This window comes from Micromonospora craniellae, assembly GCF_014764405.1.
Taxonomy (GTDB): domain Bacteria; phylum Actinomycetota; class Actinomycetes; order Mycobacteriales; family Micromonosporaceae; genus Micromonospora; species Micromonospora craniellae.
Genome location: NZ_CP061725.1, coordinates 991,863 through 1,018,539, shown reverse-complemented (window position 1 = coordinate 1,018,539; position 26,677 = coordinate 991,863). Strand labels below are relative to the sequence as shown.

At 73.5% G+C, this 26,677-nt stretch carries 26 protein-coding genes and 1 riboswitch; of the genes, 15 read left to right on the top strand and 11 right to left on the bottom strand.

Features of this window, described 5'->3' with window-relative positions; all coding sequences use genetic code 11:
• Nucleotides 1-15 precede the first annotated feature (15 nt).
• The 6 genes from ID554_RS04630 (at nt 16) to ID554_RS04605 (ending at nt 6,825) form a co-directional block, all read left to right on the top strand.
• On the top strand, nt 16-1,245 hold the full coding sequence (locus tag ID554_RS04630; protein WP_117226663.1) for a winged helix-turn-helix domain-containing protein: 1,230 nt from the start codon (nt 16-18) through the stop codon (nt 1,243-1,245).
• Nucleotides 1,242-1,895 (top strand): DUF2752 domain-containing protein, encoded by a 654-nt coding sequence (locus ID554_RS04625; RefSeq protein WP_117226662.1) that lies wholly within the window; start codon nt 1,242-1,244, stop codon nt 1,893-1,895. Before ID554_RS04630 ends, ID554_RS04625 begins: the two co-directional genes overlap by 4 nt.
• Before the next feature lie 180 nt (nt 1,896-2,075).
• Entirely contained in the window at nt 2,076-2,819 is a 744-nt protein-coding gene (gene thyX / locus ID554_RS04620) for an FAD-dependent thymidylate synthase (protein WP_117226803.1), read from the top strand.
• 79 nt (nt 2,820-2,898) lie between these two features.
• Nucleotides 2,899-3,825 carry a 4-hydroxy-tetrahydrodipicolinate synthase gene (gene dapA / locus ID554_RS04615; protein WP_117226661.1) on the top strand — a complete coding sequence of 309 codons (927 nt, stop codon included), beginning with the start codon at nt 2,899-2,901 and terminating at the stop codon, nt 3,823-3,825.
• Nucleotides 3,826-3,877: 52 nt separating this feature from the next.
• A complete protein-coding gene (locus tag ID554_RS04610) occupies nt 3,878-5,569 on the top strand; it encodes a ribonuclease J (protein WP_117226660.1) in 1,692 nt (563 codons plus the stop codon).
• A 71-nt stretch (nt 5,570-5,640) separates the two neighbouring features.
• On the top strand, nt 5,641-6,825 hold the full coding sequence (locus tag ID554_RS04605) for a S1 family peptidase (protein ID WP_117226659.1): 1,185 nt from the start codon (nt 5,641-5,643) through the stop codon (nt 6,823-6,825).
• Between the two features lie 49 nt (nt 6,826-6,874).
• Here ID554_RS04605 and ID554_RS04600 read toward each other — a convergent pair whose 3' ends face one another.
• A complete protein-coding gene (locus ID554_RS04600) occupies nt 6,875-8,563 on the bottom strand; it encodes a YbjN domain-containing protein (protein ID WP_396888471.1) in 1,689 nt (562 codons plus the stop codon).
• Nucleotides 8,560-9,030 (bottom strand): YbjN domain-containing protein, encoded by a 471-nt coding sequence (locus tag ID554_RS04595; protein ID WP_117226658.1) that lies wholly within the window; start codon nt 9,028-9,030, stop codon nt 8,560-8,562. Before ID554_RS04595 ends, ID554_RS04600 begins: the two co-directional genes overlap by 4 nt.
• Nucleotides 9,031-9,143: 113 nt before the next feature.
• Here ID554_RS04595 and ID554_RS04590 point away from each other — a divergent pair, with 113 nt between their 5' ends.
• Complete coding sequence (locus ID554_RS04590) at nt 9,144-11,597, top strand: FtsK/SpoIIIE family DNA translocase (RefSeq protein WP_117226657.1); 2,454 nt, start codon at nt 9,144-9,146, stop codon at nt 11,595-11,597.
• A 72-nt stretch (nt 11,598-11,669) separates the two neighbouring features.
• Here the strand turns inward: ID554_RS04590 and ID554_RS04585 are convergent, their stop codons facing one another.
• Nucleotides 11,670-11,909, bottom strand: coding sequence for a hypothetical protein (locus ID554_RS04585; protein ID WP_117226656.1), 240 nt, complete (start codon nt 11,907-11,909; stop codon nt 11,670-11,672).
• An 81-nt stretch (nt 11,910-11,990) separates the two neighbouring features.
• Nucleotides 11,991-12,305 (bottom strand): DMT family transporter, encoded by a 315-nt coding sequence (locus ID554_RS04580; protein WP_117226655.1) that lies wholly within the window; start codon nt 12,303-12,305, stop codon nt 11,991-11,993.
• A gap of 60 nt (nt 12,306-12,365) precedes the next feature.
• Nucleotides 12,366-12,431: riboswitch (guanidine-III (ykkC-III) riboswitch) on the bottom strand.
• Between the two features lie 92 nt (nt 12,432-12,523).
• Here ID554_RS04580 and ID554_RS04575 point away from each other — a divergent pair.
• The 7 genes from ID554_RS04575 to pspM all read left to right on the top strand — a co-directional run bounded on the left by ID554_RS04575 (nt 12,524) and on the right by pspM (nt 18,793).
• The gene (locus ID554_RS04575; protein ID WP_117226654.1) at nt 12,524-13,447 is read left to right on the top strand and encodes an ornithine cyclodeaminase family protein; all 924 of its coding nucleotides are present in this window, start codon (nt 12,524-12,526) and stop codon (nt 13,445-13,447) included.
• 120 nt (nt 13,448-13,567) lie between these two features.
• The gene (gene rimO / locus ID554_RS04570) at nt 13,568-15,106 is read left to right on the top strand and encodes a 30S ribosomal protein S12 methylthiotransferase RimO (protein ID WP_396888470.1); all 1,539 of its coding nucleotides are present in this window, start codon (nt 13,568-13,570) and stop codon (nt 15,104-15,106) included.
• Between the two features lie 56 nt (nt 15,107-15,162).
• The gene (pgsA, locus tag ID554_RS04565) at nt 15,163-15,756 is read left to right on the top strand and encodes a CDP-diacylglycerol--glycerol-3-phosphate 3-phosphatidyltransferase (protein ID WP_117226801.1); all 594 of its coding nucleotides are present in this window, start codon (nt 15,163-15,165) and stop codon (nt 15,754-15,756) included.
• Between the two features lie 49 nt (nt 15,757-15,805).
• Complete coding sequence (locus ID554_RS04560) at nt 15,806-16,330, top strand: CinA family protein (RefSeq protein ID WP_396888534.1); 525 nt, start codon at nt 15,806-15,808, stop codon at nt 16,328-16,330.
• Between the two features lie 125 nt (nt 16,331-16,455).
• Entirely contained in the window at nt 16,456-16,914 is a 459-nt protein-coding gene (locus ID554_RS04555) for a helix-turn-helix domain-containing protein (RefSeq protein WP_117226651.1), read from the top strand.
• 203 nt (nt 16,915-17,117) lie between these two features.
• A complete protein-coding gene (locus ID554_RS04550; protein ID WP_117226650.1) occupies nt 17,118-17,987 on the top strand; it encodes a PspA/IM30 family protein in 870 nt (289 codons plus the stop codon).
• 23 nt (nt 17,988-18,010) lie between these two features.
• Complete coding sequence (gene pspM / locus ID554_RS04545; protein ID WP_117226649.1) at nt 18,011-18,793, top strand: phage shock envelope stress response protein PspM; 783 nt, start codon at nt 18,011-18,013, stop codon at nt 18,791-18,793.
• A 10-nt stretch (nt 18,794-18,803) separates the two neighbouring features.
• On the opposite strand, the gene ID554_RS04540 is transcribed toward pspM, so the two are convergent.
• Together ID554_RS04540 and ID554_RS04535 are read right to left on the bottom strand one after the other, a co-directional pair.
• Nucleotides 18,804-19,862, bottom strand: a complete 1,059-nt coding sequence (locus ID554_RS04540) for a LacI family DNA-binding transcriptional regulator (protein ID WP_158573671.1) — start codon at nt 19,860-19,862, stop codon at nt 18,804-18,806.
• Between the two features lie 7 nt (nt 19,863-19,869).
• Complete coding sequence (locus ID554_RS04535; protein WP_117226647.1) at nt 19,870-21,288, bottom strand: dihydroorotase; 1,419 nt, start codon at nt 21,286-21,288, stop codon at nt 19,870-19,872.
• Between ID554_RS04535 and ID554_RS04530 the strand changes: the two genes are divergently transcribed.
• The gene (locus ID554_RS04530; RefSeq protein WP_117226800.1) at nt 21,279-22,058 is read left to right on the top strand and encodes an SDR family NAD(P)-dependent oxidoreductase; all 780 of its coding nucleotides are present in this window, start codon (nt 21,279-21,281) and stop codon (nt 22,056-22,058) included. The genes ID554_RS04535 and ID554_RS04530 overlap by 10 nt on opposite strands.
• A 5-nt stretch (nt 22,059-22,063) precedes the next feature.
• On the opposite strand, the gene ID554_RS04525 is transcribed toward ID554_RS04530, so the two are convergent.
• The 5 genes from ID554_RS04525 to ID554_RS04505 are packed head-to-tail and all read right to left on the bottom strand — an operon-like array spanning nt 22,064 to nt 26,676.
• Nucleotides 22,064-23,122 (bottom strand): dehydroquinate synthase/iron-containing alcohol dehydrogenase family protein, encoded by a 1,059-nt coding sequence (locus ID554_RS04525; protein WP_158573670.1) that lies wholly within the window; start codon nt 23,120-23,122, stop codon nt 22,064-22,066.
• On the bottom strand, nt 23,119-24,174 hold the full coding sequence (locus ID554_RS04520; protein ID WP_117226645.1) for a M24 family metallopeptidase: 1,056 nt from the start codon (nt 24,172-24,174) through the stop codon (nt 23,119-23,121). Before ID554_RS04520 ends, ID554_RS04525 begins: the two co-directional genes overlap by 4 nt.
• Complete coding sequence (locus ID554_RS04515; protein ID WP_117226644.1) at nt 24,171-24,962, bottom strand: SDR family NAD(P)-dependent oxidoreductase; 792 nt, start codon at nt 24,960-24,962, stop codon at nt 24,171-24,173. Before ID554_RS04515 ends, ID554_RS04520 begins: the two co-directional genes overlap by 4 nt.
• Complete coding sequence (locus ID554_RS04510; RefSeq protein ID WP_117226643.1) at nt 24,959-25,771, bottom strand: ABC transporter permease; 813 nt, start codon at nt 25,769-25,771, stop codon at nt 24,959-24,961. Before ID554_RS04510 ends, ID554_RS04515 begins: the two co-directional genes overlap by 4 nt.
• Nucleotides 25,768-26,676, bottom strand: a complete 909-nt coding sequence (locus tag ID554_RS04505) for an ABC transporter permease (RefSeq protein WP_117226642.1) — start codon at nt 26,674-26,676, stop codon at nt 25,768-25,770. The genes ID554_RS04510 and ID554_RS04505 overlap by 4 nt, the downstream gene beginning before the upstream one ends.
• Nucleotide 26,677 lies beyond the last annotated feature (1 nt).

Here is a 26,677-nt window from a genome sequence, read left to right as displayed (position 1 = left end):
GTAGCCTGCGCTGCGATGGTCGCACCGGAATCGCTCTCGCTCGCCCAGGCCCGCCGTGTCGCACTGGCCGCCCAGGGCTTCGCCGACCCCATGCCCACCGGGGCGACCACCCGCCGCCACCTGCGGCGGGTGCTCGACCGGGTGGGGCTGATCCAGATGGACTCGGTGAACGTCCTGCAACGCGCCCACTACCTGCCGCTCTACAGCCGGCTCGGGCCGTATCCGACGACGCTGCTCGACACCGCCGCCTACCGCCGACCCCGCGACCTGTTCGAGTACTGGGGGCACGAGGCGTCGCTGGTGCCGGTCGGCCTGCATCCGGCGCTGCGCTGGCGGATGGCGCGGGCGCACAGCGACGCCTGGGGCGGGATGCGCCGTATCGCCCGGGAGCAGCCCGCCCTGGTGGCCTGGGTACGCGACGAGGTGGCCGCGCGCGGCCCGTTGACCGTGGCCGAGATCGAGCACGACGCGCCCCGGGAGACCGGCAACTGGGGGTGGAACTGGTCGGCGGTCAAGCAGGCGCTGGAATACCTGTTCTGGGCCGGCGAGGTGTGCGCGGCGGAACGCACCACCTCCTTTGCCCGCCGCTACGACCTGCCCGAACGGGTGCTGCCCGCCGAGGTGCTCGACGCACCCACGCTGACCGACGCGGAGGCGTACCGCACGCTCGTCGGCGTCGCCGCCCGCGCGCTCGGTGTGGCCGCGGAGGTGGAGCTGCGCGACTACTTCCGGCTGCCGGTGGCCGGCGCCCGGCAGGCCGTCGCCGAGCTGGTCGAGGCCGGGGAGTTGCGCCCGGTGACCGTGCCCGGCTGGCGCCAGCCGGCCTGGCTGCACGCGCAGGCCCGGCTGCCCCGCTGGGTACGCGGCAACACCCTGGTCAGCCCCTTCGACCCGCTGATCTGGGAACGCGCCCGCACCGAGCGGCTGTTCGACTTCACCTACCGCATCGAGATCTACGTGCCCGCACCCCAGCGGGTGTACGGCTACTACGTGCTGCCGTTTCGCCAGGGTGAACGGTTCACCGCCCGCGTCGACCTCAAGGCCGACCGCAAGGCCGGGGTGCTGCTGGTGCCAGCCGCCTGGGTCGAGCCTGGCGCCGATCCCGGGGAGACCGCCGTGGCCCTCGCCGCCGAGCTGTACCGGCTCGCCGGCTGGCTCGGCCTGGACGCGGTCGCCCCGCCGTCCGCCGGTGACCTGGCCGCCCCGCTGGCCGCCGCGCTGCTGGGCGTGGCAGGTGTACGGTGAGCAACGTGACGAGCGTTGACCGACCGGGCGCCCAGCCACCCCCGCCCGCCCTCGATCCCCACGCGCCCGCCACCCCCGCTCACCCCGATCCGGCCGTCGCGGCGGGCGACCCGGGAGCGGTAGCCACGACGCAGGCGCCCGGCGACCACCCGGGCGCCTATCCCGGCGGCTATCCGCCGGGCTACTACCCGCCGATCGCCGAGCCCGACCGCCTCACCCGCCTCGTGACGCGCCTGCACGCGCGCACCCCACGCTGGGTGGTGCCGCTGGCCGCCGTCGGCTGTGTCGCCGCCGGCATCGGGTACGCGCTGATCAGCGACCCCGCCCGCTCCGCCCCGGACGCGCTGCCCAGCTGCCTGCTCAAGCTCACCACCGGGCTGGACTGTCCCGGCTGCGGTGGCACCCGGGCACTCTGGTACGTCCTGAACGCCGACCTGCCGGCCGCCGCCCGACACCACTTCCTCTTCGTCTTCGCGCTGCCCTTCCTGGCGTACTTCTTCGTCGCCTGGGCCGGCAAGCAGGCGTTCGGCTGGCGCCTGCCCGAGCTGCGCGTGGGCCCGAAGCTGGTCGGCGGCTTCCTCGGCGCCTGGCTGGCCTTCACCGTGATCCGCAACCTCCCCTGGCCCCCCTTCACCGCCCTCTACGTCTAAACCCCCGCCCCGCCCCCGCCGGAGCGCCCCCCGCCGGACCCCCCTCCCGATGGAGTTGATCAAGGGCTTTTCGCCACCGTCGTCCTCGCTCGTGACCAAAACCTCTTGATCAACGCGGCGGCGGCAGGGGGGGGTGGGGGTGGTTGGGGGTGGGCCGCTACAGTCGCAGGAATGCCGGAGATGGTGCAGCCCCAGGTCAAGCTGATCGCGTGGACCCACTTCGACCCGCCGGAGGACGTGCCGTGGTCGACTGACGCGGACGGCGGACAGGCGCTCGCGGAGTTCGCCGGACGGGCCTGCTATCAGAGTTGGAAGAAGCCGAATCCGGCGACCGCGACCAACGCCGGCTACCTCGCGCACATCCTGGAGGTCGGGCACCTCTCGGTGCTGGAGCACGGGTCGGTGAGCTTCTACTTCAGCGGGGTCTCCCGGTCCTTCACGCACGAGCTGATCCGGCACCGGCACTTCTCGTACTCGCAGTTGTCGCAGCGGTACGTGCCGGAGCGGGACGCGGCGATGGTCGAGCCGAGGGTGATCGCCGAGGACCCGGAGCTGCACAAGCGGTTCGTCGAGGCGGCCGAGGCGAGTGTGCGGGCGTACAACGAGTTGTTGGAGGGGCTGGAGCGGCACTTCGCCGACGAGCCCAACCCGACGTTGCGGCGCAAGCAGGCCCGGCAGGCGGCGCGGGCGGTGCTGCCGAACGCCACCGAGACGCGGATCGTGGTGACCGGCAACTACCGGGCCTGGCGGCACTTCATCGGGATGCGGGCCACCGAGCACGCCGACGTGGAGATCCGTGAGCTGGCGGTGGAGTGCCTGCGGCAGTTGCAGCGGGTGGCGCCGAACGTGTTCGCCGATTTCGTCGTCTCGACTCTCGCCGATGGCACTGAGGTGGCGGCGAGCCCGCACATCGCGGCATCCTGAGTGGGAGAGCCCCCGCACCCTGAGGGGTCCTGAGGCCTTCCCCGGCGGCCGACCGCCGGCCGTCCGCTAGGTTGTCACCATGACGCACGACCACCTTGACACACCGGTCCGGGCGGCCTCCCGGCCCTTTGGGCGAGTGCTCACCGCGATGGTGACCCCGTTCACCACCGACGGTGCGCTCGACCTCGACGGTGCCGCGCGACTTGCGGACCACCTCGTGACCGAGCAGGGCAACGACGCGCTGGTGGTCAACGGCACCACCGGCGAGTCGCCGACCACCACGGACGCGGAGAAGGAACGCTTGATCCGGACCGTGGTGGAGACCGTCGGTGAGCGGGCCCGGGTGGTGGCGGGGGTCGGTACGAACGACACCCGGCACACCGTCGAGCTGGCCGCTGCCGCGGAGAAGGCCGGTGCGCACGGGCTGCTGGTGGTGACCCCGTACTACAACAAGCCGCCGCAGGCCGGGTTGCTGCGTCACTTCACCGAGGTAGCCGACTCCAGTGGCCTGCCGGTGATGCTCTACGACATCCCGCACCGCGCCGGGGTGCCGATCGAGACCGAGACGCTGGTCCGGCTCGCCGAGCACGGCCGCATCGTCGCGGTCAAGGACGCCAAGGGTGACCTGACCGCCACGAGCTGGGTGACCAGCCGGACGGAGCTGGCGTACTACAGCGGCGACGACGCCTCCACGCTGCCCGCGCTGTCGGTCGGCTGCGTCGGTGTGGTCGGCACCTCGACGCACTTCAGCGGTGTCGACACCAAGCGGATGATCGAGGCGTACGACGCGGGGGACATGGCCACCGCGCTGGCCCTGCACCGTCGGCTGCTGCCGCTGTTCACCGGGATCTTCCGCACCCAGGGCACGATCCTGGTCAAGGCGGGCCTGAACGCGTCGAAGCTGCCCGCCGGTCCGGTCCGGTCGCCGCTGGTGGACGCCACCGAAGACCAGCTCGCCCAGCTGCGCGCCGACTGTGCGGCGGCGGGGCTACCGCTGCCCGAATGATCAAACGACACGACGGACGCCGGGTGACGGCGTCGCAGAATGAGGTGAACGCGTGACCGAGGCGCACAACGAGGAGGCCCAACTTCCCCCGCCGCTGCCGGAGGGCGGGCTGCGGATAACCCCGCTCGGCGGGCTCGGCGCCATCGGCCGGAACATGACCGTCTTCGAGTACGACGGCAAGCTGCTGATCGTGGACTGCGGCGTGCTCTTCCCCGACGTGGAGCAGCCTGGTGTCGACCTGATCCTGCCGGACTTCGGTCCCATCCTCGACCGGCTCGACGCCATCCAGGCGATCGTGCTGACCCACGGCCACGAGGACCACATCGGCGCGGTGCCGTACCTGCTCGCCCACAAGCCGGACATCCCGCTGGTGGGTTCCCAGTTCACCCTCGCGCTGGTCGAGGCGAAGCTGGCGGAGCGGCGGATCCAGCCGTACACGTTGACGGTGCGGGAGGGCGGCCGGGAACGGCTCGGGCCGTTCGAGTGCGAGTTCTTCGCCGTCAACCACTCGATCCCGGACGCGCTGGCGGTGGCCATCCGTACCCCGGCGGGTCTGGTGCTGCACACCGGCGACTTCAAGATGGACCAGCTTCCGCTGGACGGCCGGATCACCGACCTGGCCGGGTTCGCCCGGCTCGGTGCCGAGGGCGTGGACCTGCTGCTGTCGGACTCCACGAACGCGGAGATCCCCGGCTTCGTCACCCCGGAGCGGGAGATCGGCCCGGTCCTCGACTCGATCTTCGCGAAGGCGCGCGGCCGGATCATCGTCGCCTCGTTCGCCTCGCACGTACACCGGGTGCAGCAGGTCTTCGACTCGGCGCTGGAGCACGGCCGCAAGGTCGCGTTGATCGGCCGATCCATGGTGCGGAACATGGGCATCGCCCGCGACCTGGGTCTGCTCAACATCCCGGCCGGTCTGGTGGTCGGCCTGGACGAGGCGACGTCGATGCCGCCCGAGCAGATCGTGTTGATGTCCACCGGGTCGCAGGGCGAGCCGATGAGCGCCCTGGGCCGGATGGCCAGCGGCGACCACCGGCACATCACCATCGCCCCGGGCGACACCGTGGTGCTGGCCTCCTCGCTGGTGCCGGGCAACGAGACGTCGGTCTACCGGGTGATCAACCGGCTGGCCCGGGCCGGTGCGGTGGTGGTGCACAAGGACGTGGCCAAGGTGCACGTCTCCGGGCACGCGCCCGCCGGTGAGCTGCTCTACCTGCTCAACGTGGTCCGGCCCAGCAACCTGATGCCGGTGCACGGCGAGTGGCGGCACCTGCGGGCGCACGCCCGGCTCGGCATCGAGTCCGGCGTGGCGGCCGACCGGGTGGTGCTCTGCGAGGACGGCGACGTGGTCGACCTGGTGGAGGGCCGGGCCAGCCTGGTCGGACGGGTCAAGAGCCGGTACGTCTACGTCGACGGCCTGGCCGTCGGCGACGTCAGCGAGTCGTTGCTCACCGAGCGTCGGATCCTCGGTGACGGCGGGTTCATCGCCGCGACGGTGGTGGTGGACTCGGTGACCGGCAAGGTGGTTGCCGGGCCGACCGTGTCCGCCAAGGGCTTCTCCGAGGACCAACAGGCGTTCAACGCGGTGATTCCGCTGGTCACCGAGGCCCTGAACCGGGCTGCGGCGGACGGCATCACAGACCCGCACCAGCTCCAGCAGATCGTCCGCCGGACCGTGGGCCGCTGGGTCAACGACGCCTATCGGCGTCGGCCGATGATCGTACCCACTGTCGTCGAAGTCTGAACCGTTCGGTCTATCCGCCCGTACTCCGATCCGGCAGGCGTGCCCCGCGCCGGCCGGGAGGAGCATGGCGGATGGACCGCAGACGATTGACAGCCATCGGTGTCGTGGTGGCGGCGGTGGGCGCGGCGGCGGCGGTGGCCCTGCCGTCGTTCGCCGGTGACGACAGCGCGCCGAACGCCGCGCCGACCGCCCAGGCGGTGGAGGGCGTCGACGCCGAGGTGGTCGAGGCCATGCGGCGCGACCTGGGGCTGGACCAGGCGCAGGTCGCGGCGCGGCTGAAGACCGAACGCTGGGCGAGCGGGGTCGTCGACCAGCTCCGGTCGGACCTCGGCGGCGACTACGCCGGTAGCTGGCTGAGCGCCGACGGCGGCCAGCTCAACGTCGCGGTCGCCGACGCGGCCCAGGCCCAGCGGGTACGCGCCACCGGCGCGGTGCCGAAGGTGGTGGAGCGCGGCGTCGGGCAGCTCGACGCGCTCAAGACCCGGATGGACCGCACCGCCGGGCGGGCCGGGAACGTCTCCGGCTGGTACGTCGACGTGGCCACCAACAGCGTGGTGGTGCTCGCCGCTCCGGGCGCCGAAGACGCCGGCTGGCGGTTCGTGGCCCGTGCGGGCGTACCCCGGCAGGCGGTCCGGATGGCCACCGAGGAGCAGCCGCGACTCTTCGCCGACGTCCGTGGCGGCGAGCCGTTCTTCGTCGGTTCCGGCCGCTGCTCGGTCGGTTTCGCGGTGGTCGGCGGCTACGTGACCGCCGGGCACTGCGGCCGGGTCGGTGCCCGCACCTCCGGCCCGGACGGCGAGGTGCAGGGTGTTTTCCGGGCCTCCTCCTTCCCCGGCGACGACTGGGCCTTCGTGCAGGTCAACCAGAACACCCGGGTGCTGCCCGAGGTGACCGACTTCCGGGGTGGCATCGCCCGGGTCGCCGGTTCACGGGAGGTGCCGGCCGGGTCGTCGATCTGCCGTTCCGGCTCCACCACCGGCGTGCGTTGCGGCACCGTGCTGGCGCGTAACGCCACCGTCCGCTACCCGGAGGGCCTGGTCAGCGGGCTGGTCCGGACGAACGTCTGCGCGGAGCCCGGCGACTCGGGCGGCTCGTGGATCTCGGGCAACCAGGCACAGGGCGTCACCTCCGGCGGCTCGGGCGACTGCGTACGCGGTGGCACGACGTTCTACCAGCCGGTGAACGAGATCCTGCAACGCAACAGCCTGACCCTGCTCACCACGCAGAACTTCGCCACGTTGGGCAGCCGGCGCTGATCTGCCGGCGGCCCGGTCGGACGTGTCACGTCCGGCCGGGCCGTCGCCGTCACGGCAGGGCGGCGACCGCCTCCGCGTACGCGACCCCGGTGCGGACCGCCGCGTCCACCAGCACCGTGACCTGTGCCGGGGCGACCCCGTACGCCAGGTCGGTGGTCACCTCGCCGGCCAGCACCAGTTCACCCACGCCCGGATCGTGCACGTACGCGGTGGGCAGCAGCCGGTCGCGGTTCCACCCGTTGCAGAACGCGTACGCCTCGGCGCGCCGGGCCGCCGGCAACCGGCGACCGGCGACCACCCGGGCATGCAGGATCTCGCCGTGTTCCCCGGTCCGCCGGAACTGGATCACCGCGTCGCCCCACCGCCCGAGGACGGTGCCGGTGGGATCCAGGGTGTACCCGTCGCCCCGCCGATCCAGCGCCTCGGTGATCATCGTCACGGTCAACGCGCCGATCTCGTCCGCCGACCGATCGACTCCACCGCCCGCCGTGACCTCGGCCCCGGTCCCGCCGTCCTCGGACCCGGTCGTCGCGGCGTCGCCGGGCCACGGCTCGTCGTCCGGCTCGATCTCGTCCTCGGCGGGCAGCGGCACCGGCTCGGCCAGCGGCCGTTCGGCCAGCCAGGCGGCGATCCGGCCGGACTGGTGCCCGGTGCCGTTGCGGGCGTCGAAACTGCCGGCCAGCGCGGTGGCGACGGCGAGCAGTTCGGCGCCGAGCGCGCTCACCGTGACCTGCGCCGCCGGTCGTCCCCGGTAGGCCGGGCGGAGTACCGTCCGGTCGGCGTCGGCGCACGCGCAGACCAACGCGCCGGCCGTGGCGAACTCCATCACCGACCGGTCGTCGTGTGGCTGGTCCAACCGGGGCAGCTGCTCGACCAGGATCGCCAGCCCGCGCCCGAGGTGCCCGCCGAGGGCACAGAAGCGCAGGTGGGTGGCAAGGTGGCCGAACCCGTCGGGTTCGACCCGGTGCCGACGGTACGCCCGTACGTGGGCGCGGGCCGCCCGGTGCGTCTCGCCGGCCCGTAGCCAGGGCAGCAGTGCGCCGGTCAGGGCCGCTTCGGGCTGGGCGGTGCAGCCGTCGGGGCCGTCCAGGACGGACGCGACCACGGCGCACGCCTCCGTCCAGTCGCCCCACCCGGCGAGCAGTTCGGCCTGGCGTACCGGCAGGCAGTCGGGACAACCGGCGGCCGGGTCGGCGGGCACGGCCTGCCACCGGCGTAGCCAGTGCCGGGCGGCGGGCTCGTCGCCGAGGTGGTCGGCGATCCGGCAGCGCACCTGTGCCACCACCGCGTCCGCACCGTCCCCGACCGCCGCCTTCACCCCGACCTCCGTGCGGGTGTCGAGCAGGTCGGCGGCCTGGTCCAGACCGATGCGGGGGGTGCCGAGCAGGGCTTCGACGGCGTACCGGCGGTAGCGGCGCAGCGTCTCGTCGTCGGGGCCGCCGGGGGTCGGCCGAGCGCGGGCGGCGGCGAGACACCGCCGGACGGGCTCGAACAGCCGCCACCGCTCACCGCCGCGCAGGTGCGTCTCGACCAGTTCGGACCAGGCGGACCGCGCGGTGGCGGTGTCACCGGTGGCCTCGGCGAGGGCGGCGACGCGCTCCAGCTCGGTGATCCGTGGTTCGCCGTCCGGCATGTCCCGCGCGGCGTGCAGCGCGTCGGCGGGTCGCTCGCCGGACGCCGGCGGTGCGGTGCGGCTGCGCTGCCGGCCACGTCCGGGGCCGGTACGCCGCCCGGTCACGGACGCTCCACGCCGACGAGCCGACCCACCTCGGCGGCCAGCCGGCGGCCGGTGGAGATGCCCCGGTCCAGCAGCCGGTCGAGTTGGTGCGGGGTGACGCCGCGTTCCAGGTCGGTGATCACCTCGCCGCAGACCCGTGCCCGGCGGGCGTCGTCGACGTGCACGAACGCCTTGGGCCAGTACCGGTCGTGGTTCCAGGTGTTGCAGAACTCGTGCAGCCGGGCGACCTCCTCGACGTCGAAGGCGCGCGTGGCGACGGTGCGTACCTGGAGGATCTCGCCGTCGTCCCCGGCGCGCAGGAACCAGATGTGGCCGTCGGCCCACCGGCCGACCAGCGCACCCCCGGCGTCGGCGGTCACCGGGTGCCCACGGTGCGCCAACACGGCCGCGACGAGGTCGTGCGTCAACGGCCGCAGTGCCGACGGGTACCCGCTCAACGGACCGTCCTCGAACTCCGGCGACGCCATCGGGCACCCTTCCGTGCGGCGGATATCACGGCATGCGGCGGTGGTCGCGCTGCGACACGCGGAGGCGACCACTAAGACCGGCGTATTCCGGAGCCCGCCGTTACGGTGATGCTATGGCGGGCCGTACCTCTCAGGCGAGCCGCCGACGCGGCGCGTCGCCGCGCGGTGGCACGAACAACAGTCGTGCCCGCCAACCGGCGAAGAAGACCCGCGCGCCGGTCCGGCGTCGCAGCACGGCCCGGGGACCGGGCCCGGCGGCGTACGTCGGCCGGGCGGTCCGGGCGGTGTGGATGGGCCTGGCGCACAGCGTCGGGTGGGCGGTACGCGCCGCCGGCCGGCAGGCTGCCTCCGCGAGTGACATCGACCCGGAGCACCGCCGCGACGGCGCCGGACTGCTGGTGATCGGCCTCGCCCTGCTGACCGCCGGTGCACTGTGGTTCTCGGGGGCCGGTCCGCTGGGCGCTCAGCTCGCCGACACGATCCGGCTGTTCCTCGGTGCCATCTCCATCGTGGTGCCGGTGCTGCTCGGCATCGGCGCGTGGCGGCTGATGCGGCAGCCCGGCGACCCCGAGCACCGGGGACGCGGTCTGATCGGCTGGGGCTCCATGCTGGTCGCCACCGCCGCGATGCTGCACATCGGCCAGCAGCCGGCCGACCCGAGCGAGCGGGACTTCGCCGGTGGTCTGGTCGGCGCGGGCGTGGGCAGCCTGCTGGAGCGGGCGGTCACCGCCTGGGTGGCGGTGCCGCTGCTGCTCCTGCTGCTCGTGTTCGGGCTGCTGGTGGTGACCGCGACGCCGATCAACAAGGTGCCCGAGCGGCTCGGCCTGCTGGCCGGGACGGTGATCGGCCGCACCGACGAGGAGGACGAGGCGGAGACGCCCGCCGGGTCGCCCCGGCGACGGCCGGCGAAGCGGACGCCGCCGCCGGTCGACCCGGACGACTTCGAGGACCTGGACGGTGTGGACCTCCAGGAGACCGTGGTCCTGCCGCGCAAGGCGCCGTCCCGGGTACCGGCCGGTCGCAAGCCGGCCGACCCGCCGGAGCACTCGCCCGCGCCGACCCGGGCCGAGCAGCTCGCGTTGACCGGGATGGCCGGGGACTACACGCTGCCGCCGCCGAACATGCTGAGCACCGGTGCCGCGCCGAAGAGCCGCAGCAAGGCCAACGACGAGGTGATCGCCGCGCTGACCGGCGTCTTCGACCAGTTCGACGTGGACGCGGCGGTGACCGGTTTCACCCGGGGGCCGACGGTGACCCGGTACGAGGTCGAGCTGGGCCACGGCGTCAAGGTCGAGCGGATCACCCAGCTCTCCCGCAACATCGCGTACGCGGTGAAGTCGCCGGACGTACGCATCCTCAGCCCGATCCCGGGCAAGAGCGCGGTGGGCGTGGAGATCCCGAACACCGACCCGGAGAACGTGGCGCTCGGCGACGTGCTGCGGTCGCGGGCGGCCACGAGCGACCACCACCCGATGGTGGTGGCCCTCGGCAAGGACATCGAGGGTGGATTCGTGGTGGCCAACCTGGCCAAGATGCCGCACATCCTGATCGCCGGCGCCACCGGCGCGGGCAAGTCGAGTTGTCTAAATTCGCTACTTATGTCTGTTTTGACCCGGGCCGCGCCGGACGAGGTGCGGCTGCTGCTGATCGACCCGAAGCGGGTCGAGCTGACCGGCTACGAGGGCATCCCGCACCTGGTCACCCCGATCGTGACCAACGCGAAGAAGGCCGCCGACTCGCTGGAGTGGGTGGTCCGCGAGATGGACATGCGCTACGACGACCTGGCGGCCAACGGGGTCCGGCACATCGACGACTTCAACCGCAAGGTCCGCAACGGTGAGATCAAGGCGCCGCCGGGCAGCGAGCGGGAGATGCGCCCGTACCCGTACCTGCTGGTGATCGTGGACGAGTTGGCCGACCTGATGATGGTCGCGCCGCGCGACGTGGAGGACTCGATCGTCCGGATCACGCAGCTCGCCCGGGCCGCCGGGATCCACCTGGTGCTGGCCACCCAACGCCCCTCCGTCGACGTGGTGACCGGCCTGATCAAGGCCAACGTGCCGTCCCGCCTGGCGTTCGCCACCTCGTCGTTGGCCGACTCCCGGGTCATCCTGGACCAGCCCGGCGCGGAGAAGCTGCTCGGGCGCGGTGACGGCCTGTTCCTGCCGATGGGCGCGTCGAAGCCGGTACGGATCCAGGGCGCCTGGGTCACCGAGCGCGAGATCGTCGACGTGGTGAAGTTCTGCAAGGACCAGCGCGAGCCGGAGTTCCGTTCGGACGTGCTGACCGCCGCCCAGGAGAGCAAGAAGAAGATCGACGAGGACATCGGCGACGACCTGGACCTGCTGGTGCAGGCGGTCGAGCTGGTGGTCACCTCGCAGTTCGGCTCGACCTCGATGCTCCAGCGCAAGCTGCGGGTCGGGTTCGCCAAGGCGGGCCGGCTGATGGACCTGATGGAGACCCGGGGTGTGGTCGGCCCCTCCGAGGGTTCCAAGGCCCGCGACGTGCTGATCAAGCCGGACGAGCTGGAAGAGGTCCTGGACGGCCTGCGGGGCGCCGACGGCTGACCGCCCGTCGGAACGCACGAAAGTCGAGGGCCCGCCGGATATCCGGCGGGCCCTCGATCGCGGTTGCGCTGGTCACATCAGGGCTGCCGCGAGGATCATGTTGAGCAGGATCGCGGCCACGCCCGCACCGGCGGCGTACCAGCCGAGCGGCTTGTCGCCCTGCACCGCACCGGCCACCCCGAGACCGACGGCGACCAGGCCGAACAGCAGCGGGAACAGGAACAGCGCGATACCGGCGAAGACGAAGCCCAGGATCGTGCAGATGCGGGCGGCGTTGGTGCGCGGGCGGGTGCCGGCGTGCATGTTGGCCATGATCTCCTCCGGTGGTCGACTCGTCGTTGATCGGCCAGTACCCATGCCGGGGCGCTGTCCAAACAGCACCCGGACCACGGATCAGTGATAGATCTTGAGCCCGACCACACCGGCGACGACGAGCAGCAGGCAGAGCAGCCGGGGCAGGCTGGCCGACTCGCCCAACGCGATCATGCCGACCAGGGCGGTGCCGGTCGCGCCGATGCCGACCCATATCGCGTAGCCGGTGCCGACGGGGATCTCGCGCAGCGCGTACGCCAGGCCGGCCATGCTGAGCACCAGCGTGACCGCGAAGACCGCAGAGGGGACGGGTCGGGTGAATCCGGCGCTGCGGTCCAGGGCGATCGCCCACGCCGTTTCGAGAAGTCCGGAGATCACCAGTGCGATCCAGGCCATCGGGTCACCTCTTCAGGGCCGCCCGGGCCGCCGGGGCACCGGGACGAGTCGGGTCCATCACGCGGGGCGTCTTGGCTCACCGGGTACGCCCACGACTCGTCCGGGACGGCCACGCGGGCCGTCGGGACCGACCGTAGCACCGGGCCCGGCGGCCGGCCCGGGTGAGTACGCTCACTGGGAGTGGACTTCAATGTGACTTCAACTTGCACGATAGCGACATGACGGTCCTCATTTCCGACCCGGAGGTCGCCGCCGCGCTGGACGCCGCGACCACGGTGGACGCGATGCGCCACGCCCTGATCGCCGCGTACGAGGGACGGCTGGTGGCCCCGCCCCGGGCCGCCGCGCCGCTGGGCGGGGGCCGGATGGTGCTGACCGCCGGACACCTGCGCGGCGAGTGGTACGGCTACCGCTCGTACGACACCTTCGGGCACCCGGGATCCGAGCAGGTGGTGGTGCTGCACGACGGGCGTACCGGGGCGGTGCGGGCGGTGGCGGTGGGGGAGGAGTTGGGCTCGCGGCGAACCGGCGCGATCGGTGGGGCCGCGGTGGACGCGCTGGCCCGCCCGGACGCCGCCACGCTGGGCGTGATCGGTGCCGGACGGATGGCCTGGGCCCAGGTGTGGGCCGCCGCCGCGGTACGACCGCTGCGCGAGGTGACCGTGCACAGCCGCTCGGTGCCCCGCCGGGAGGCGTTCGCCGCCCGGGTCCGCGCCGAACTCGGCGTCCCGGCCCGCGCGGTGGACACCGTGCGCGGGGCCACCCGGGACCGGGACGTGGTGGTGCTGGCCACCACGTCCACCACGCCGCTGCTGACCGCCGCCGACGTCTCCCCGGGTACGCACGTCAACGCGGTCGGCTTCAAGCAGTGCGACCGGGCCGAGTTCGGCACCGACCTGCTGGACGCCGCCGCGGTGCTGGCCTGTGACTCCCCGGAGCAGGCCGGCGCGTACGTCCCGCCGATGCTCGCCGCCCAGCCGCCGTACGCCGCGCGCCTGTGCGACCTGGGCGCGGTGCTGGCCGGCACGGCACCCGGCCGCACCGACGCGGACCAGATCTCGGTCTTCTGCTCGGTCGGCCTGGCCGGCACCGAGGTCTTCCTGCTCGACCGCCTGGTCTCGGTTCTCGCCCCGGCCGCCTGACGTCCGGCCCGGCCGTGCCCGGTCGGTCGGCGCGCGCCCTGCCCGGTCGGCCCGAGCCCGCCCGGCCGGTGGTGGCCCGGCCGGGCTGTCGGCCGGGGGCCGGTGGCCCGGTACCCTCGGATGGTGTCTGCCACCTCTCCTGTCGACGACTCCCACGCGGTGCGTCCGGCGTCGCCCCGCGACCCGGAGCGGTCGCCCGCCGACGGCCGCCGGGTCGCCCTGCTGACCCTGGGCTGTGCCCGTAACGAGGTCGACTCGGAGGAGCTGGCCGCCCGCCTGCACGCCGACGGCTGGCAGGTGACCACCGACGGCGAGGGCGCCGACGTGGTGGTGGTCAACACCTGCGGCTTCGTGGAGAAGGCCAAGCAGGACTCGATCCAGACGCTGCTGGCCGCCGCCGACACCGGGGCCAAGGTGGTCGCGGCCGGCTGCATGGCCGAGCGGTACGGCCGGGAGCTGGCCGACAGCCTCCCCGAGGCGCAGGCGGTGCTCAGCTTCGACGACTACCCGGACATCGCGGCCCGGCTGGACGCGGTCGTCGCCGGGCGGGAGTTCGCCGCGCACACCCCCCGCGACCGGCGGGAACTGCTGCCACTGACCCCGGTGGCCCGGCGGGACAGCGCGGTGTCGCTGCCCGGTCACGGCACGGTGGTCGAGGTGGACGGGCACACCCCGGCGCACCTGCGCCCGGTGCTGCGTCGTCGCCTGGACAGCGGCCCGGTGGCCTCGCTCAAGCTGGCCAGCGGCTGCGACCGGCGGTGCACGTTCTGCGCGATCCCGGCGTTCCGGGGCGCGTTCGTCTCGCGTACGCCGGACGAGCTGCTCGCCGAGGCCGAGTGGCTGGCCAAGAGCGGTGTCCGTGAGCTGGTGCTGGTCAGCGAGAACTCCACGTCGTACGGCAAGGACCTGGGCGACCCCCGCGCGTTGGAGAAGCTGCTGCCGCAGCTCGCGGTGATCGACGGCATCGTCCGGGTACGGGTCAGCTACCTCCAGCCGGCCGAGACCCGGCCCGGCCTGGTCGAGGCGATCGCCACCACGCCCGGCGTGGCCCCCTACTTCGACCTGTCGTTCCAGCACTCCAGCGAGCCGGTGCTGCGCCGGATGCGGCGTTTCGGCTCCACCGACCGCTTCCTGGAACTGCTGGCCTCGGCGCGGGCCCTGGCACCGGAGGCCGGCGCGCGGAGCAACTTCATCGTCGGCTTCCCCGGCGAGACCCGCGCCGACGTCGACGAGCTGGTCCGCTTCCTCACCGAGGCCCGGCTCGACGCGATCGGGGTCTTCGACTACAGCGACGAGGACGGCACCGAGGCCGCCGGACTGCCCGGCAAGGTCTCCGCCGCCACCATCAAGCGCCGGTACGACAAGCTCAGCGCCCTCGCCGACGAACTGTGCTCGCAGCGCGCCGAGGACCGCCTCGGCGCCACGGTCGAGGTGCTGGTCGACTCGGTCGACGGCGGCGTGGTGGAGGGGCGGGCCGCACACCAGGCGCCCGAGGTCGACGGCTCGACCACCCTGGTCGCCCCGGACGGCGGCGGGGTCGACCTGGCCGCGCTGCGCCCCGGTGACCTGGTCCGGGCCACCGTGACCGACACCGAAGGCGTCGACCTGGTCGCCGTACCCGATGAGATGATCTCGGCGGCGCCCGGCGCGGCACGGTGACCGCCGGCCAGGACGAGTCGGGGGAGCGACCAGGTGTGGTGCCGGAGAGCGCGCCGATGACCGAGGCGACGGAGTCCACGCCGCTGCCCGTGGCGGCCCGGGTGGTCCCGGTGGTCAACGCCGCCAACGCGCTGACCGCGCTGCGGCTGCTGCTCGTACCGGTCTTCGCCGCCTGCGTGGCCGTCTCCGGCATGACACACGCCGGGTGGCGCAGCGTCGCCTGCGTGATCTTCGTGGTGGCCTCGGCGACGGACCTGGTCGACGGCTGGATCGCACGCCGGTTCTCGCTGGTCACCGCCTTCGGCAAGGTGGCCGACCCGCTCGCCGACAAGGCGCTCACCGGAGCCGCCCTGCTGCTGCTCTCCTGGTACGGCCAACTGCCCTGGTGGGTGACGGTCGTCATCCTCGCCCGCGAGCTGGGCATCACCGTGCTGCGCTTCTGGGTGATCCGGCGCGGGGTGATCGCCGCGAGCCGGGGCGGCAAAATCAAGACGGCGCTCCAGATCCTCGCCATCACCTGGTACCTCTGGCCGATGCCGGCCGAGCTGGCCATGATCGGCCCCTGGATCATGGCCGCGGCGGTCGCGGTGACGGTGGTCACCGGTTTCGACTACATCGTCCAGGCCCTGCGGCTGCGCCGCACCGGGTGATCGTTCGCCCGGGCGGTGCGGCGAGTAGACCGCCCGCTTGTCGGGAAGTATGCAGGGTGTGGGTGTCAAAGAAGGCGAAGGACAGATGGGCAGCGCGGCGGCCGGCGTGGTGCACCGCCTCACCGAGCGGCGGGAGACCCTCGCCACCGTCGAGTCGTTGACCGGTGGGCTGCTGGCCGCCACGATCGTGGAGGTCGCCGGGGCGAGCGCGGTCTACCGGGGCGGGCTGGTGGTGTACGCCACCGAGCTGAAGGAGCAGCTCGCCGACGTACCGGCGGATCTGTTGGCGGCGCGCGGCCCGGTGGACGGCGACGTGGCCGCCGCCCTGGCCGAGGGCGGACGGCGGCGCTGCGGCGCCGACTGGTGCCTGGCCACCACCGGTGTCGCCGGCCCGGAGCCGCAGGACGGCAAGCCCGTCGGACTGGTCTACGTCGCGGTCGCCGGCCCCTACGGCGCCGAGGTACGCGAACTGCGCCTGGAGGGCAGCCGGGACCATATTCGGGGCGAAACGGTCACCGAGGCGTTGCGGATGGTCGCCGCCCACGTCCAGGGGGACGTTCCCGCCGCAAGCTAGGAGGGCGGGGCGGGATGTCGTGGCGGCCCGCAACGGGTACGGTTGCGGGAAAGTTCCGACAGTCGGAGCCGGTGCGCAGCACCGGGCCGGCGGCCGGGCGAACTGTGTCCCTCAGGGGAGGTGCGATGGTCCTGCTACGCCGGGTGATCGGTGACGCACTACGGGCGCGCCGGCAGGGGCAGCACCGCACGCTGCGCGAGGTCTCTTCCGCCGCCAACGTCAGCCTGGGCTACCTGTCCGAGATCGAACGCGGCCAGAAGGAACCCTCCAGCGAACTGCTCGCCGCGATCTGCGACGCGCTCGGCGCCCGCCTGTCCGAGCTGTTGCGCGAGGTCAGCGACACCGTCGCCCTCGCCGAGCAGCTGCCGGGTGTGCTGGTCCCGGTGCAGGACGAGCCGGCCGAGACGACGCCGGTCGGCGCGACGGCGGTGCAGAGGGCCACCGGCCGGCAGGTACGCCAGGTCAGCTCCGACGGCTCGGTCGCGGTCGCGGTGCGCCAGGAGTCCCCGCTCAAGGCGACCCTGCGCAGCACCCGGGTCCGCTCCGCCGAGCGCGCCGACCGGGACGTGGTCTGCGCCGCCTGAGCGTGTTCCACACCGCGTGAGCCGCCGCCGATGGTCGAGGTGGCGACCGCCGCGTAGGGTTGATCGCAGCGTCCCCCTCGCGCCGGTACGGATGCCGTGCTGGCGCTCGGCTGGGACGATGGACCCACCATCGCCGGTGGCCGAGCTGGGCCGGCCGGACATGGCGGTTGGCGCAGCGACGTGACTGAGGGGATACGGCGGAGATGGCGAACCCGTTCGTCAAGGGGTGGAAGTACCTGATGGCGCTCTTCGGCGCCCGAATCGACGAGCACGCCGATCCCAAGGTGCAGCTCCAGCAGGCCATCGACGAGGCGCACCGGCAACACCAGGCGCTCGTGCAGCAGGCCGCCGCAGTGATCGGCAACCAGCGGCAACTGGAGATGAAGCTCTCCCGGCAGATGTCCGACGTCGAGCGGTTGCAGAGCAACGCCCGGCAGGCGCTGGTCCTCGCCGACCAGGCCCGGGCCAAGGGCGACGAGACCGAGGCCGGCCGCTACGAGCAGTCCGCGCAGACCCTGGCCAGCCAGCTCGTCTCCTCCGAGCAGGCCGCCGAGGACCTCAAGACCCTGCACGACCAGGCGCTCGCCGCCGCCGGTCAGGCCCGTCGGGCGGTCGAGAACAACTCGATGATCCTTCAGCAGAAGCTCGCCGAGCGGGCCAAGCTGCTCAGCCAGCTCGAACAGGCCAAGATGCAGGAGACCGTGGCCTCCTCGCTGGAGTCCATGTCGGCGCTCACCGCCCCCGGCAGCACGCCCAGCCTGGACGAGGTCCGCGACCGCATCGAACGCCGCTACTCCAACGCCATGGGCCGCGCCGAGCTGGCCGGCAACTCGGCCGAGGGCCGGATGCTGGAGATCCAGAAGGCGACGCTGGACGTGGCCGGATCGGCCCGGCTCGACCAGATCCGTGCCAGCATGGCCGGTGAGCAGCTCGGCGGCACCGCCGACCGGGAGGCCGTGGGCGGACAGCAGCCGGCCGCACAGACCAACGACCCGGGCGTGGCCCGCCTCGACGAGCTGCGGGCCAGCATGAATCGGGATCGCAACACCGGCGACGCCAGCGCCGCCGGCTGAACCGAGGCGTCAAGGAGGCGACGGTGGCAGCAGACGAGCGCACCCGCTACTTCCGCCGGCTGGGCAAGCTTCGCCGCTCCGCCCGCCGGTGGAGTGTCCTGGCCGGCGGGCTCGGCGGCGCCACCGTCATCCTGACCCCGTACGCCGGCATCGGCCTCGCCGACGCCTTCTGGGCCGCCGCCGCAGGCGCCTCCACCGCCCTGGCCGCCTGGCGCTGGGTGGACCTGCGGGCGCTGGCCGCCCAGCCCGCCCCACCGGCCCTCGACCCCGCTCAGGCCGCCGCCCGCAGCCGCGCCCGCCTGGTCGCCGCCGTGGAGCGGCTGCCGGTCGGGGCCGGGGTGGTGGCCGAGGTACGCCGGGTGCGGTCCCGCACCGCGCTACGCGGCACCAGCGCGGCCCGGCCGTGGGAACGGCTGGACCGGGCGGCGTCGACCCTGGCGTCGATGGGCGGCCGGCTGACCGGCTTCGCCGAACCGGCCGTCGCCGAGGCCGCCGTGGCCGAGCAGTCGCTGCGGGAACTGGCGAACCGGGTGGCGAGTGTGGAGCGAGCGGCGCACCTCGCGCCGCCTGACGCGCGTCCGGCGCTGACCGAGGCGCACGAAACGCTGGTCGGGCAGTTGGATGCCGGTGTGGGAGCGTACGAACGGCTGGTGGTGGCTGCGGCCGGATACCTGGCCGGGGAGTACCGGCCGGACAGCGAGCACCCTTCTGCGGCGCGGCTGACCGAGGCCACGGACATGCTGCACGGGTTCGCGTCGGCGCTGTCCGAGCTGCGGGCCGTCGGCCGCCCCGCCACCACCTCCTGACCGATGGACCCTACGGCCCGGTGTCCTGTGACGGGCGAGGGCGGACCGACGCGGTCGAGGCGCGCACCACCAGCCGTGGGGTGAGCCGGACCGAGTGGTCCAGCGCGTCGCCGTCGGTGAGTGCCTCGACCAGCAGGGTCGCCGCCCGACGGCCGACGTCGAAGTAGGGGACCCGCACCGTGGTCAGCGCCGGGTCGACGCGGTCGGTCAGCGGCATGTCGTTGTAGCCGACCACGCTGATGTCCCCGGGGCAGCTCAGACCGGCGGCGCGGATCGCGGCGTAGCAGCCCAGCGCCATCATGTCGTTGCCGGCGAGGACCGCGGTGGGTGGGTCGCCGCCAGCCAGCAGGGCGGCCAGCGCGCTCTCCCCGTCCCGTTCCGAGTAGCCCTCGCGGGCGACGGCGTATCCGTCGGGCACCGGCAGGCCACGGTCGCGCATGATGTCGTGAAAGGCGACGTACCGCTCGTGGCCGGCAGATGTCCAGAGGGGCACGCCGAGGTAGGCGATCCGCTGGTGTCCCAGGCCGATCAGGTGGTCGAGCGCCTGTGCGACGCCGACCGACTCGTCGACCGTCGCTGACGGGACGGTGGTGGCGTCGACCTTGCGGGACATCATCACCACCGGCACTCCGGACGCGGTCAGCTCCACGGGCAGCGGCTGGTCCCGGCGGGCGGTGGCCAGGATGATGCCGGCGACCCGCCAGGAGAGCAACATGCCGAGGCGTTTGGCCTCGGCCACCGGGTCGTTGTCGGTGTCGGCGAAGAGCGTGGTGTAACCGTGCCGGGCGAGCACCTGCTCGGCGCCGCGCACCAGCGGTGGCATGACCGGATTGGACATGTCGGGGATCAGCACGCCGATCGCCGCGCTGCGGTGGGTGCGCAGGCTCCGGGCCATCTGGTCCGGTACGTAGCCGAGTTCGGCGGCGGCCTGCCGCACCAGCGCCTCGGTGCGGGAGTTGACCGGCCGGCTCTTGGAGCCGCTGAGTGCGCGCGAGGCGGTGGCCAGGTGCACCCCGGCGACCCGGGCCACGTCCCGCAACGTCGGCTGGGTGCCTTGGGTACCCGTCACAGTCGTCTCAACCCCGTCCCGGATCCGCGTCGCCGGCACCCGGCCGACGGACGAAGTGTCCACCACCGGGCTCCAGGATCTCACCATCGTGGACGATCGGTCGTCCCCGTAGCCAGGTGGCGTGTAGCCGGCCATGCAGGGTCCGACCGTGCAGCGGGCTCCACCCGACCTTCGTCCGCATCGTCGCCTGGTCCACCCGCCAGCTACCGGCCGGGTCGAAGAGGACCAGGTCGGCGTCGCACCCCGGCGCCAGCCGGCCCTTGCGCGGCAGCCCGAGGATCCGGGCCGGGGCACCGGCCACCGCGTCGACCAGCCGCTGCGGGCTGAGTTCACCGTCGAGCATCGCCGCGTAGGCCAGCGGCAGCGACGTCTCCAGTGCCGGGTATCCCGGCGATGCCGCCCAGGCGTCGTCGCGGCCCCGGTCCTTCTCGGCCCGGGTGTGCGGCGCGTGGTCGGTGGCGACGGCGTCGACCACTCCATCGGCGAGGGCGGTGAGCCACCGCCGCCGGGCCGTCGCCGAGAAGACCGTCGGCAGCACGTAGACCCCCTGGGTCACCAGGTCCTCCTCCTCGCTCAGGGCCGGGAAGCAGGTCTCCGCCGTCAGCCCGGGATGCCCGGCCCGCGCGTGGGCGAAGAGGTCCAGGGCGCCGAGCCCGTACGCGCTGAGGTGGGCCAGGTGCACCCGCTGTCCGGTGGCGGTGGCGAGGTCGAGGACGGTCCGCAGGCCGGACAGGTTGCCGGGTCCCCGGGTGACCTCCAGGACGGCGGCCGGGTCGCGTCGCCCGGCGGCGATGAGCCGGTCCCGGTGGGCGTCACTGGCCTGCTGGTCGCCGACGTGCACCGCGACCGCCCAGCCGAGCCGGCCGGAGACCTCCAGCACCCGGGCGACGGCGGCCGCGTCGGGGGAGTAGAGCTCCTCGAAGCCGGGGGAGGTGGCCATGTAGATCTTGACCCCGATCGCCCCGGCCTCCGCCATCGCGGCGAGCGCGGTCGGGTCGGTGCCACCGGCCCAGAGCGCGAAGTCCACCGTGGCGCGTCCGCTCCAGGAGGCGATCTTCTCCCGGTAGCGGGCTACCGAGGTCACCTGCGGCTGGGTACTCGGCATGTCGCAGACCAGGGTGGTGCCGCCGGCCGCCGCGGCAGCCGTGCCGGTCTCCACCGTCTCCTTGTGGGTCTGTCCCGGATCACGCAGGTGCACGTGCAGGTCGATGGCGCCCGGCATGACGTCGAGACCGTCGACGTCGACGACCGTGCCGGCGTCGACGGTGCCGACCGGCTCGACCGCCTGCACCCGCTCACCGGCGATCACCAGGTCGACCACGGTCGGCGCAGCGTCGGCGGTGAGGAGGCGTCCACCCCGCAGCACGGTGAGTTCCTGCACTTCACCAAGCTGGCCTGCGTTGATAGCGTCGCGGAATGACGTCATCCGAAAATCCTTCTGTTTCGGGTGGGGGGCGTGTCCCGGCCACCGTGCTGGTCACCGGCGCCGCCTCCGGGATCGGACTGGCCTGTGCCCGTCGACTCACCGCCGAGGGCCACCGGGTGGCGCTCGTCGACCGGGACGGCGACGGGCTGGCTGCCGCGTCGCGGGCCTGCGGTACGCGGGGCGTGAGCGTCCACCGGGCCGAACTGACCGATCCGGCCCGGGTGACGGCGGTCGTCGCCGAGGCGCTCGCCGCCCACGGCGACCTCTCCGGTGTGGTCAACGCCGCCGGTGCGGTCCGCGCCGGCTCGGTGGTGGACACCACCGACGAGGACTGGCGGTGGAACCTGGACACCAACGTGTCGACGGCCTTCCACGTCTGCCGTGCGGTGCTGCCGCACCTGGTGGCGCGCGGAGGCGGCGCCGTGGTCACCGTCGCCTCGCTGACCGCCCTGCGTCCCATCCCCCTTCGCGCCGGCTACGCCGCCGCGAAGGGGGCGGTCATCGCGTTCACCCGGCAGCTCGCGTTGGAGTACGGCCCGTACGGCGTCACCGCCAACACGGTCTGCCCTGGGGCGATCCGTACCCCGCTGCTCGCCGCGCGGCTCGACCGGGAGCCGGCCGTGGAGGCCGAGTTGACCGGCCGGGTGCCGCTGCGCCGGGTCGGCGAGCCGGCGGAGCTGGCCGGTCTGGTGCACCTGCTGGTCACTGGCGGCTGCGACTACCTCACCGGTCAGACGTTGACGGTCGACGGCGGGTTGAGCCTCGTCTGAGCCGTTCACTGTCCCGCCCAGGCGCGGCGCAGCAGCTCGGTCAGCGTCGCCTCGTCGACCGGCGCGGGCAGCCACGGCATACCGGAGCTGCGCATCGCGGCGGGGACCGCGGCGCGTACCTGTTCCCACGAGAAGCCGGCGGCGCTCAGGGCCCGAGGGACTCCGGCGAGGTCGGCGAGGTCGGTCAGCCGCGTGGTGACGGCGTCCGCGCGGGGCGCCGTGCCGAGGGGACCCGCCACCGCCCGCCAGTCGACCCGGTCCCCCCAGTACGCGACCACGTGCGGCGCGAGCAGCACGTTGACCGCGTCGTGGGTACGGCCGGCGTGGGCGCCGAGCGGGGAGGCGGCGGCGTGGGCCAGTCCGAGTCCGGTCGAGGCGAACGCCTCGGTCACCAGCCCGGCGCCGACCACTCCGGCCAGGTGGTCGTCCGGTGCGTCCCGGCCCAGCGCGGTCAGGCCGGCGGCGGCGAGAGCCCGCCCCCATTCCTGGGTGCGCCTGCTCAGCAGCACCTCGATAGCGTGCACGATGGAGTCGGCGCGGTGCAGGTGGCGTACCCGTTCCGGTCGGCGGGCGAGCGCGGCGGCGTCGAGGAGCACCTCGGCGTCACCCAGCGCCGGGTCCGGTCGGCTCACCCGGCTCCCGTCCGGGTCGTAGAGGCTGGTGAAGGGGGCGAAGGCCCGCCAGGGTTCGTCACCGACCGGCGCCAACAGCAGCGCCGGTCCGGCGGCGCCGAGCCGCCACGCCTGCTTGGCGACGTCCAGGGTCGCGCCGTTGCCGATCGCCACCAGCCGCGCGGGGTGGTTCCGGTCGAGCCGGGCGGCGAGTGCCTCGGCGTCGGCGAGCCGGGGCGGGTACGCCACCCGGACCACATCGCCGGGGGTGCCCGCCGTCGCGGTGACGTCCCCGCCGGCCGCATCGAGCAGGGCGAGGTCGCCGGGGCCGAGGGTGATCGCGCCGGTGCGGATCACGCCTCGGAACGCGATCCGGTGTTCCCCGGTCGACGGGGTGGGGTGCGGGCCGGCGTGGGGGACCTCCACGCCGGCCCGCTGCTCGCCGCCGCTCACAGCTCGCGCAATCCCGGGTCCGACGTGGTCAGCGGCGTGCAGCCGGTCTCGGTGACCAGCACCGCGTCCTCGATCCGGGTGCCGCCCACGCCGGGTACGTAGACCCCCGGCTCGATCATCACGACCATGCCGGCTTCCAGCACGGTGTCGTCGTGCGGAGAGAGCAGCGGCGGCTCGTGCTGGTCCAGGCCGATGCCGTGGCCCAGCGAGTGCTTGAAATAGCCGTCCAGGCCGTGACCGGCCAACACCCCGCGGGCCACCGCGTCGACCGCGCTGGCCCGGACCCCCGCCCGGACGGTCGCCATCGCCCTGCCGTGCGCCTCCCGGACGGCCGAGTGCAGCCGATGGAACGCGGCCGGCGCCGGTCCGAGGTGGAAGGTGCGGGTGATGTCGGCACGGTACCCGCGTACCACCGGCGAGAGGTCCACCACCACCGGTTCGCCGGCCCGCATCACCCGGTCGGAGGCGGCACCGTGCGGCAGGGTCGAGCGTTCGCCCGAGGAGACCAGGATCGGGGCGGCGCTGCGCTCGGCGCCGAGGTGGCGCTGGGCGTACTCGATCTCACCGGCGATCTCGTTCTCCGCGCGGCCGGGACGCAGCCACTCGGGCAGCCGGGCGACGAGCGTCTCGGCGAGGTCCGCCGCGTCGCGGAGGGCGCGCAGTTCGTCGGCGTCCTTGACCGCGCGCAGCCGCTCGACGAGCCCCGCGCAGTCGACCGTCGCGCCGGGTTCGGGGAGGGAGAGGTACTGCTCGGCGGTGAGGTTGCGGGGGTCGATACCGATCCGGCCCTGGTCGGCCCGCAACCGGTCGAGCATCGTGGCCCAGAGCCGGGGTGGGGCGCAGCCGCCGTCGACGGTGATTCCCTCGGCCTGCTGCGCCGCCTGGGCCGCGTAGCGGAAGTCGACCACCAGCACCGGTTCGGGGCCGAGTAGCAGCACACCGGCGGTGCCGGTGAAGCCGGTGAGGTACCGCACGTGGGTGATCTTCGAGACCAGCAGTGTGTCGACACCGCGTGCGTTCATCTCCCGCAGCGCGGCGTGGCGGCGGTTCACGTGTTCCAAGAGGGTCCTCCCGCGGTGTATCCGCCGTCGACGACGAGCGTCGCGCCGGTGATGGTCGCCGCCCGGGACGAGCAGACGAAGGCGATGGTCTCGGCGATCTCCTCCGGTTCGGAGAGTCGCCCGATCGGCTGGAGGGCGGCGTGCGCCCGTTCGGCGGCGGCCGGGTCGGCGGCTCGGGCGTACCCCTGCCGGACCAGGTCGGTGCGGGTGGCGCCGGGGCAGACCGGGACGACCCGGATGCCGTCGGCGGCGCACTCCACGGCGAGGGTACGGGCCAGTCCGAGCACCCCGGCCTTGGCCGCCGCGTACGCGCTCCGGCCGGGAAGCCCGACCAGCGCGGTGGTGGAGGAGACCGGCACGATCACCCCGCCGCCCCGGCGGCGCAGTCGGGGTACGGCGGCCCGGCACCACCAGAAGGTGCCGGAGAGGTTGGTCGCCAGGGTGTCGGCCCAGATCTCGTCGGTGGTCTGGTCGATCGGGTCGATGCGACCGATGCCGGCGCAGGTGACCAGGGCGTCGAAGCCGCCGAAGCGGTTCTCGACGGCGGCCGCCGCCAACTCGGTGGCGGCCGGGTCGCGGACGTCGGCGTCGAGGGTGAGCACCGGATGGCCGGCGTCCCGCAACTCGGCGGCGAGTGCCTCCAGGGCCGGACCGGGACGGTCGACCAGGGCGAGGTGGTGGCCGTCGCGGGCCAGGCGGCGGGCGACGGCGGCGCCGATGCCGCCGGCCGCGCCGGTGATCACGGTGACGGTGGGCTCCGTCCGTCCGGTCGGGTTCATCGGCGGCGTTCCTTCCCCGAGTGCAGGCCCGAGACCGCCGAGGTGCCGGCCGTCGCCATCACGACGGCGACCAGGGCGAACGTCGCGCCGATCAGGATCGTGGAGAGCGCGGCGAGCGTGGGGTCCTGGTAGCGCTGCAGGTACTGGTACATCGACACGGGCAGGGTGAGCTGGTCGGGGGAGACCACGAAGACCGTGGCGTCCACCTCGTCGAAGCTGATCATGAAACAGAGCACGTACGCGGCGAGCAGTGAGCGGCGTAGCTGGGGCAGGGTCGCCGAGACGAAGGCCCGTACCGGCCCGGCGCCCAGGTCCCGGGCCGCCTGTTCGTAGACCAGGGGGATCCGCACCAGGGCCCCGCCGACGATGTTGACGGTGAAGGGGAGCAGGAGCACGAGGTGCAGGCCGACCAACGCGCCGTCGCTGCCGTAGAAGCCGGCCTGCAGGAAGAGGATGAACGCGCCGAGCCCGATCGCGACCTTCGGCACGATCAGGGGAGCGAGCAGCAGCGACTCGACCAGGCCCCGGCCGGGGTAGCGGAACCGGGTCAGCGAGACCGCGGCGGCCGTGCCGGCGACCACCGCCGCCAGGGCGGCGACGACGGCGATGCCGAGGCTGCGCAGCGCGGCCTGCGCGAAGCCCTCCTGCTCGGCGAGGCGTTCGTACCAGCGCAACGACCAGCCCGGCGGCGGCCAGGCACCGTAGCCGGAGTCGTTGAAGGAGTTGACCACGACGAAGACCAACGGGGTGACCAGGAAGGCCAGCCCGAGCAGGAGCGCGGTGAGGGTGAAGGTCCGGTTGCGGTTCATCCCCGCCTCCGTCCGGTCAGTCGGGTGGCGACGCTGACGACACCGATAAGCGCGAGGGCGATGAACAGCAGCGCGTACGACTGCACGGCCGCCATCGGCCAGTCGACCGCACCGACGTTGGTGTAGACCAGCCCGCTGAGCACCTGCACCCGCCCGCCACCGAGCAGTGCCGGGGTGGCGAAGGCGCTGACGGTCAGCGCGAAGCAGAGCTGGAGGCTGAGCACCACCCCGTACCGGGTCAGCGGGAAGGTGACCCGCCAGAAGACCTGGTGCCGGTTGGCGCCGAGGTCGTGGGCGGCGGCGATGGCCGAGGCCGGCACCTGGGCGACCACGCCGAGCAGCGGGAACACGGCGAAGGGCAGCAGGACGTGGACCATGGCGATCACCACTGCGGGAAAGCCGTACATCATCCGCAGCGGCGTCTCGATCAGCCCGATGTCGATCAGGAAGCGGTTGACCACTCCGCCGTCGCCGAGCAGCACGTTCCAGCCGTACGCCCGCACCACCACGCTGGTCAACAGCGGCGAGAAGATGAGGAAGACGGCGACGGAACGCAGCGCGGCGCTGCGCATCCGGTGCAGCGCCAACGCCATCGGATAGGCGAGCGCCACCGCCAGCACCGCGCAGATCACGCCGAGGGTGACCGTGTCGCCCAGGACCCGCCAGGTGTACGGGTCGTCGGCGAACCGGCGGACGTTGTCCAGGGTGACCCCGGTGCCGATCCGCCCGGCGGAGTACGGACGCAGGCCGAGTTCGGCGAGCTGGGCCAGGCTGCCCAGGAAGATGACGGCGAGCGGGACGAGGGCGGGCAGGACCAGGAGGTAGCGGGGTGCGACGCCGCGCATCCGCTGCCTCCTGGCCGGTGTGGCGGCCCGGTCCGGCGCGGTCGGGGTGGTCTGGACCATG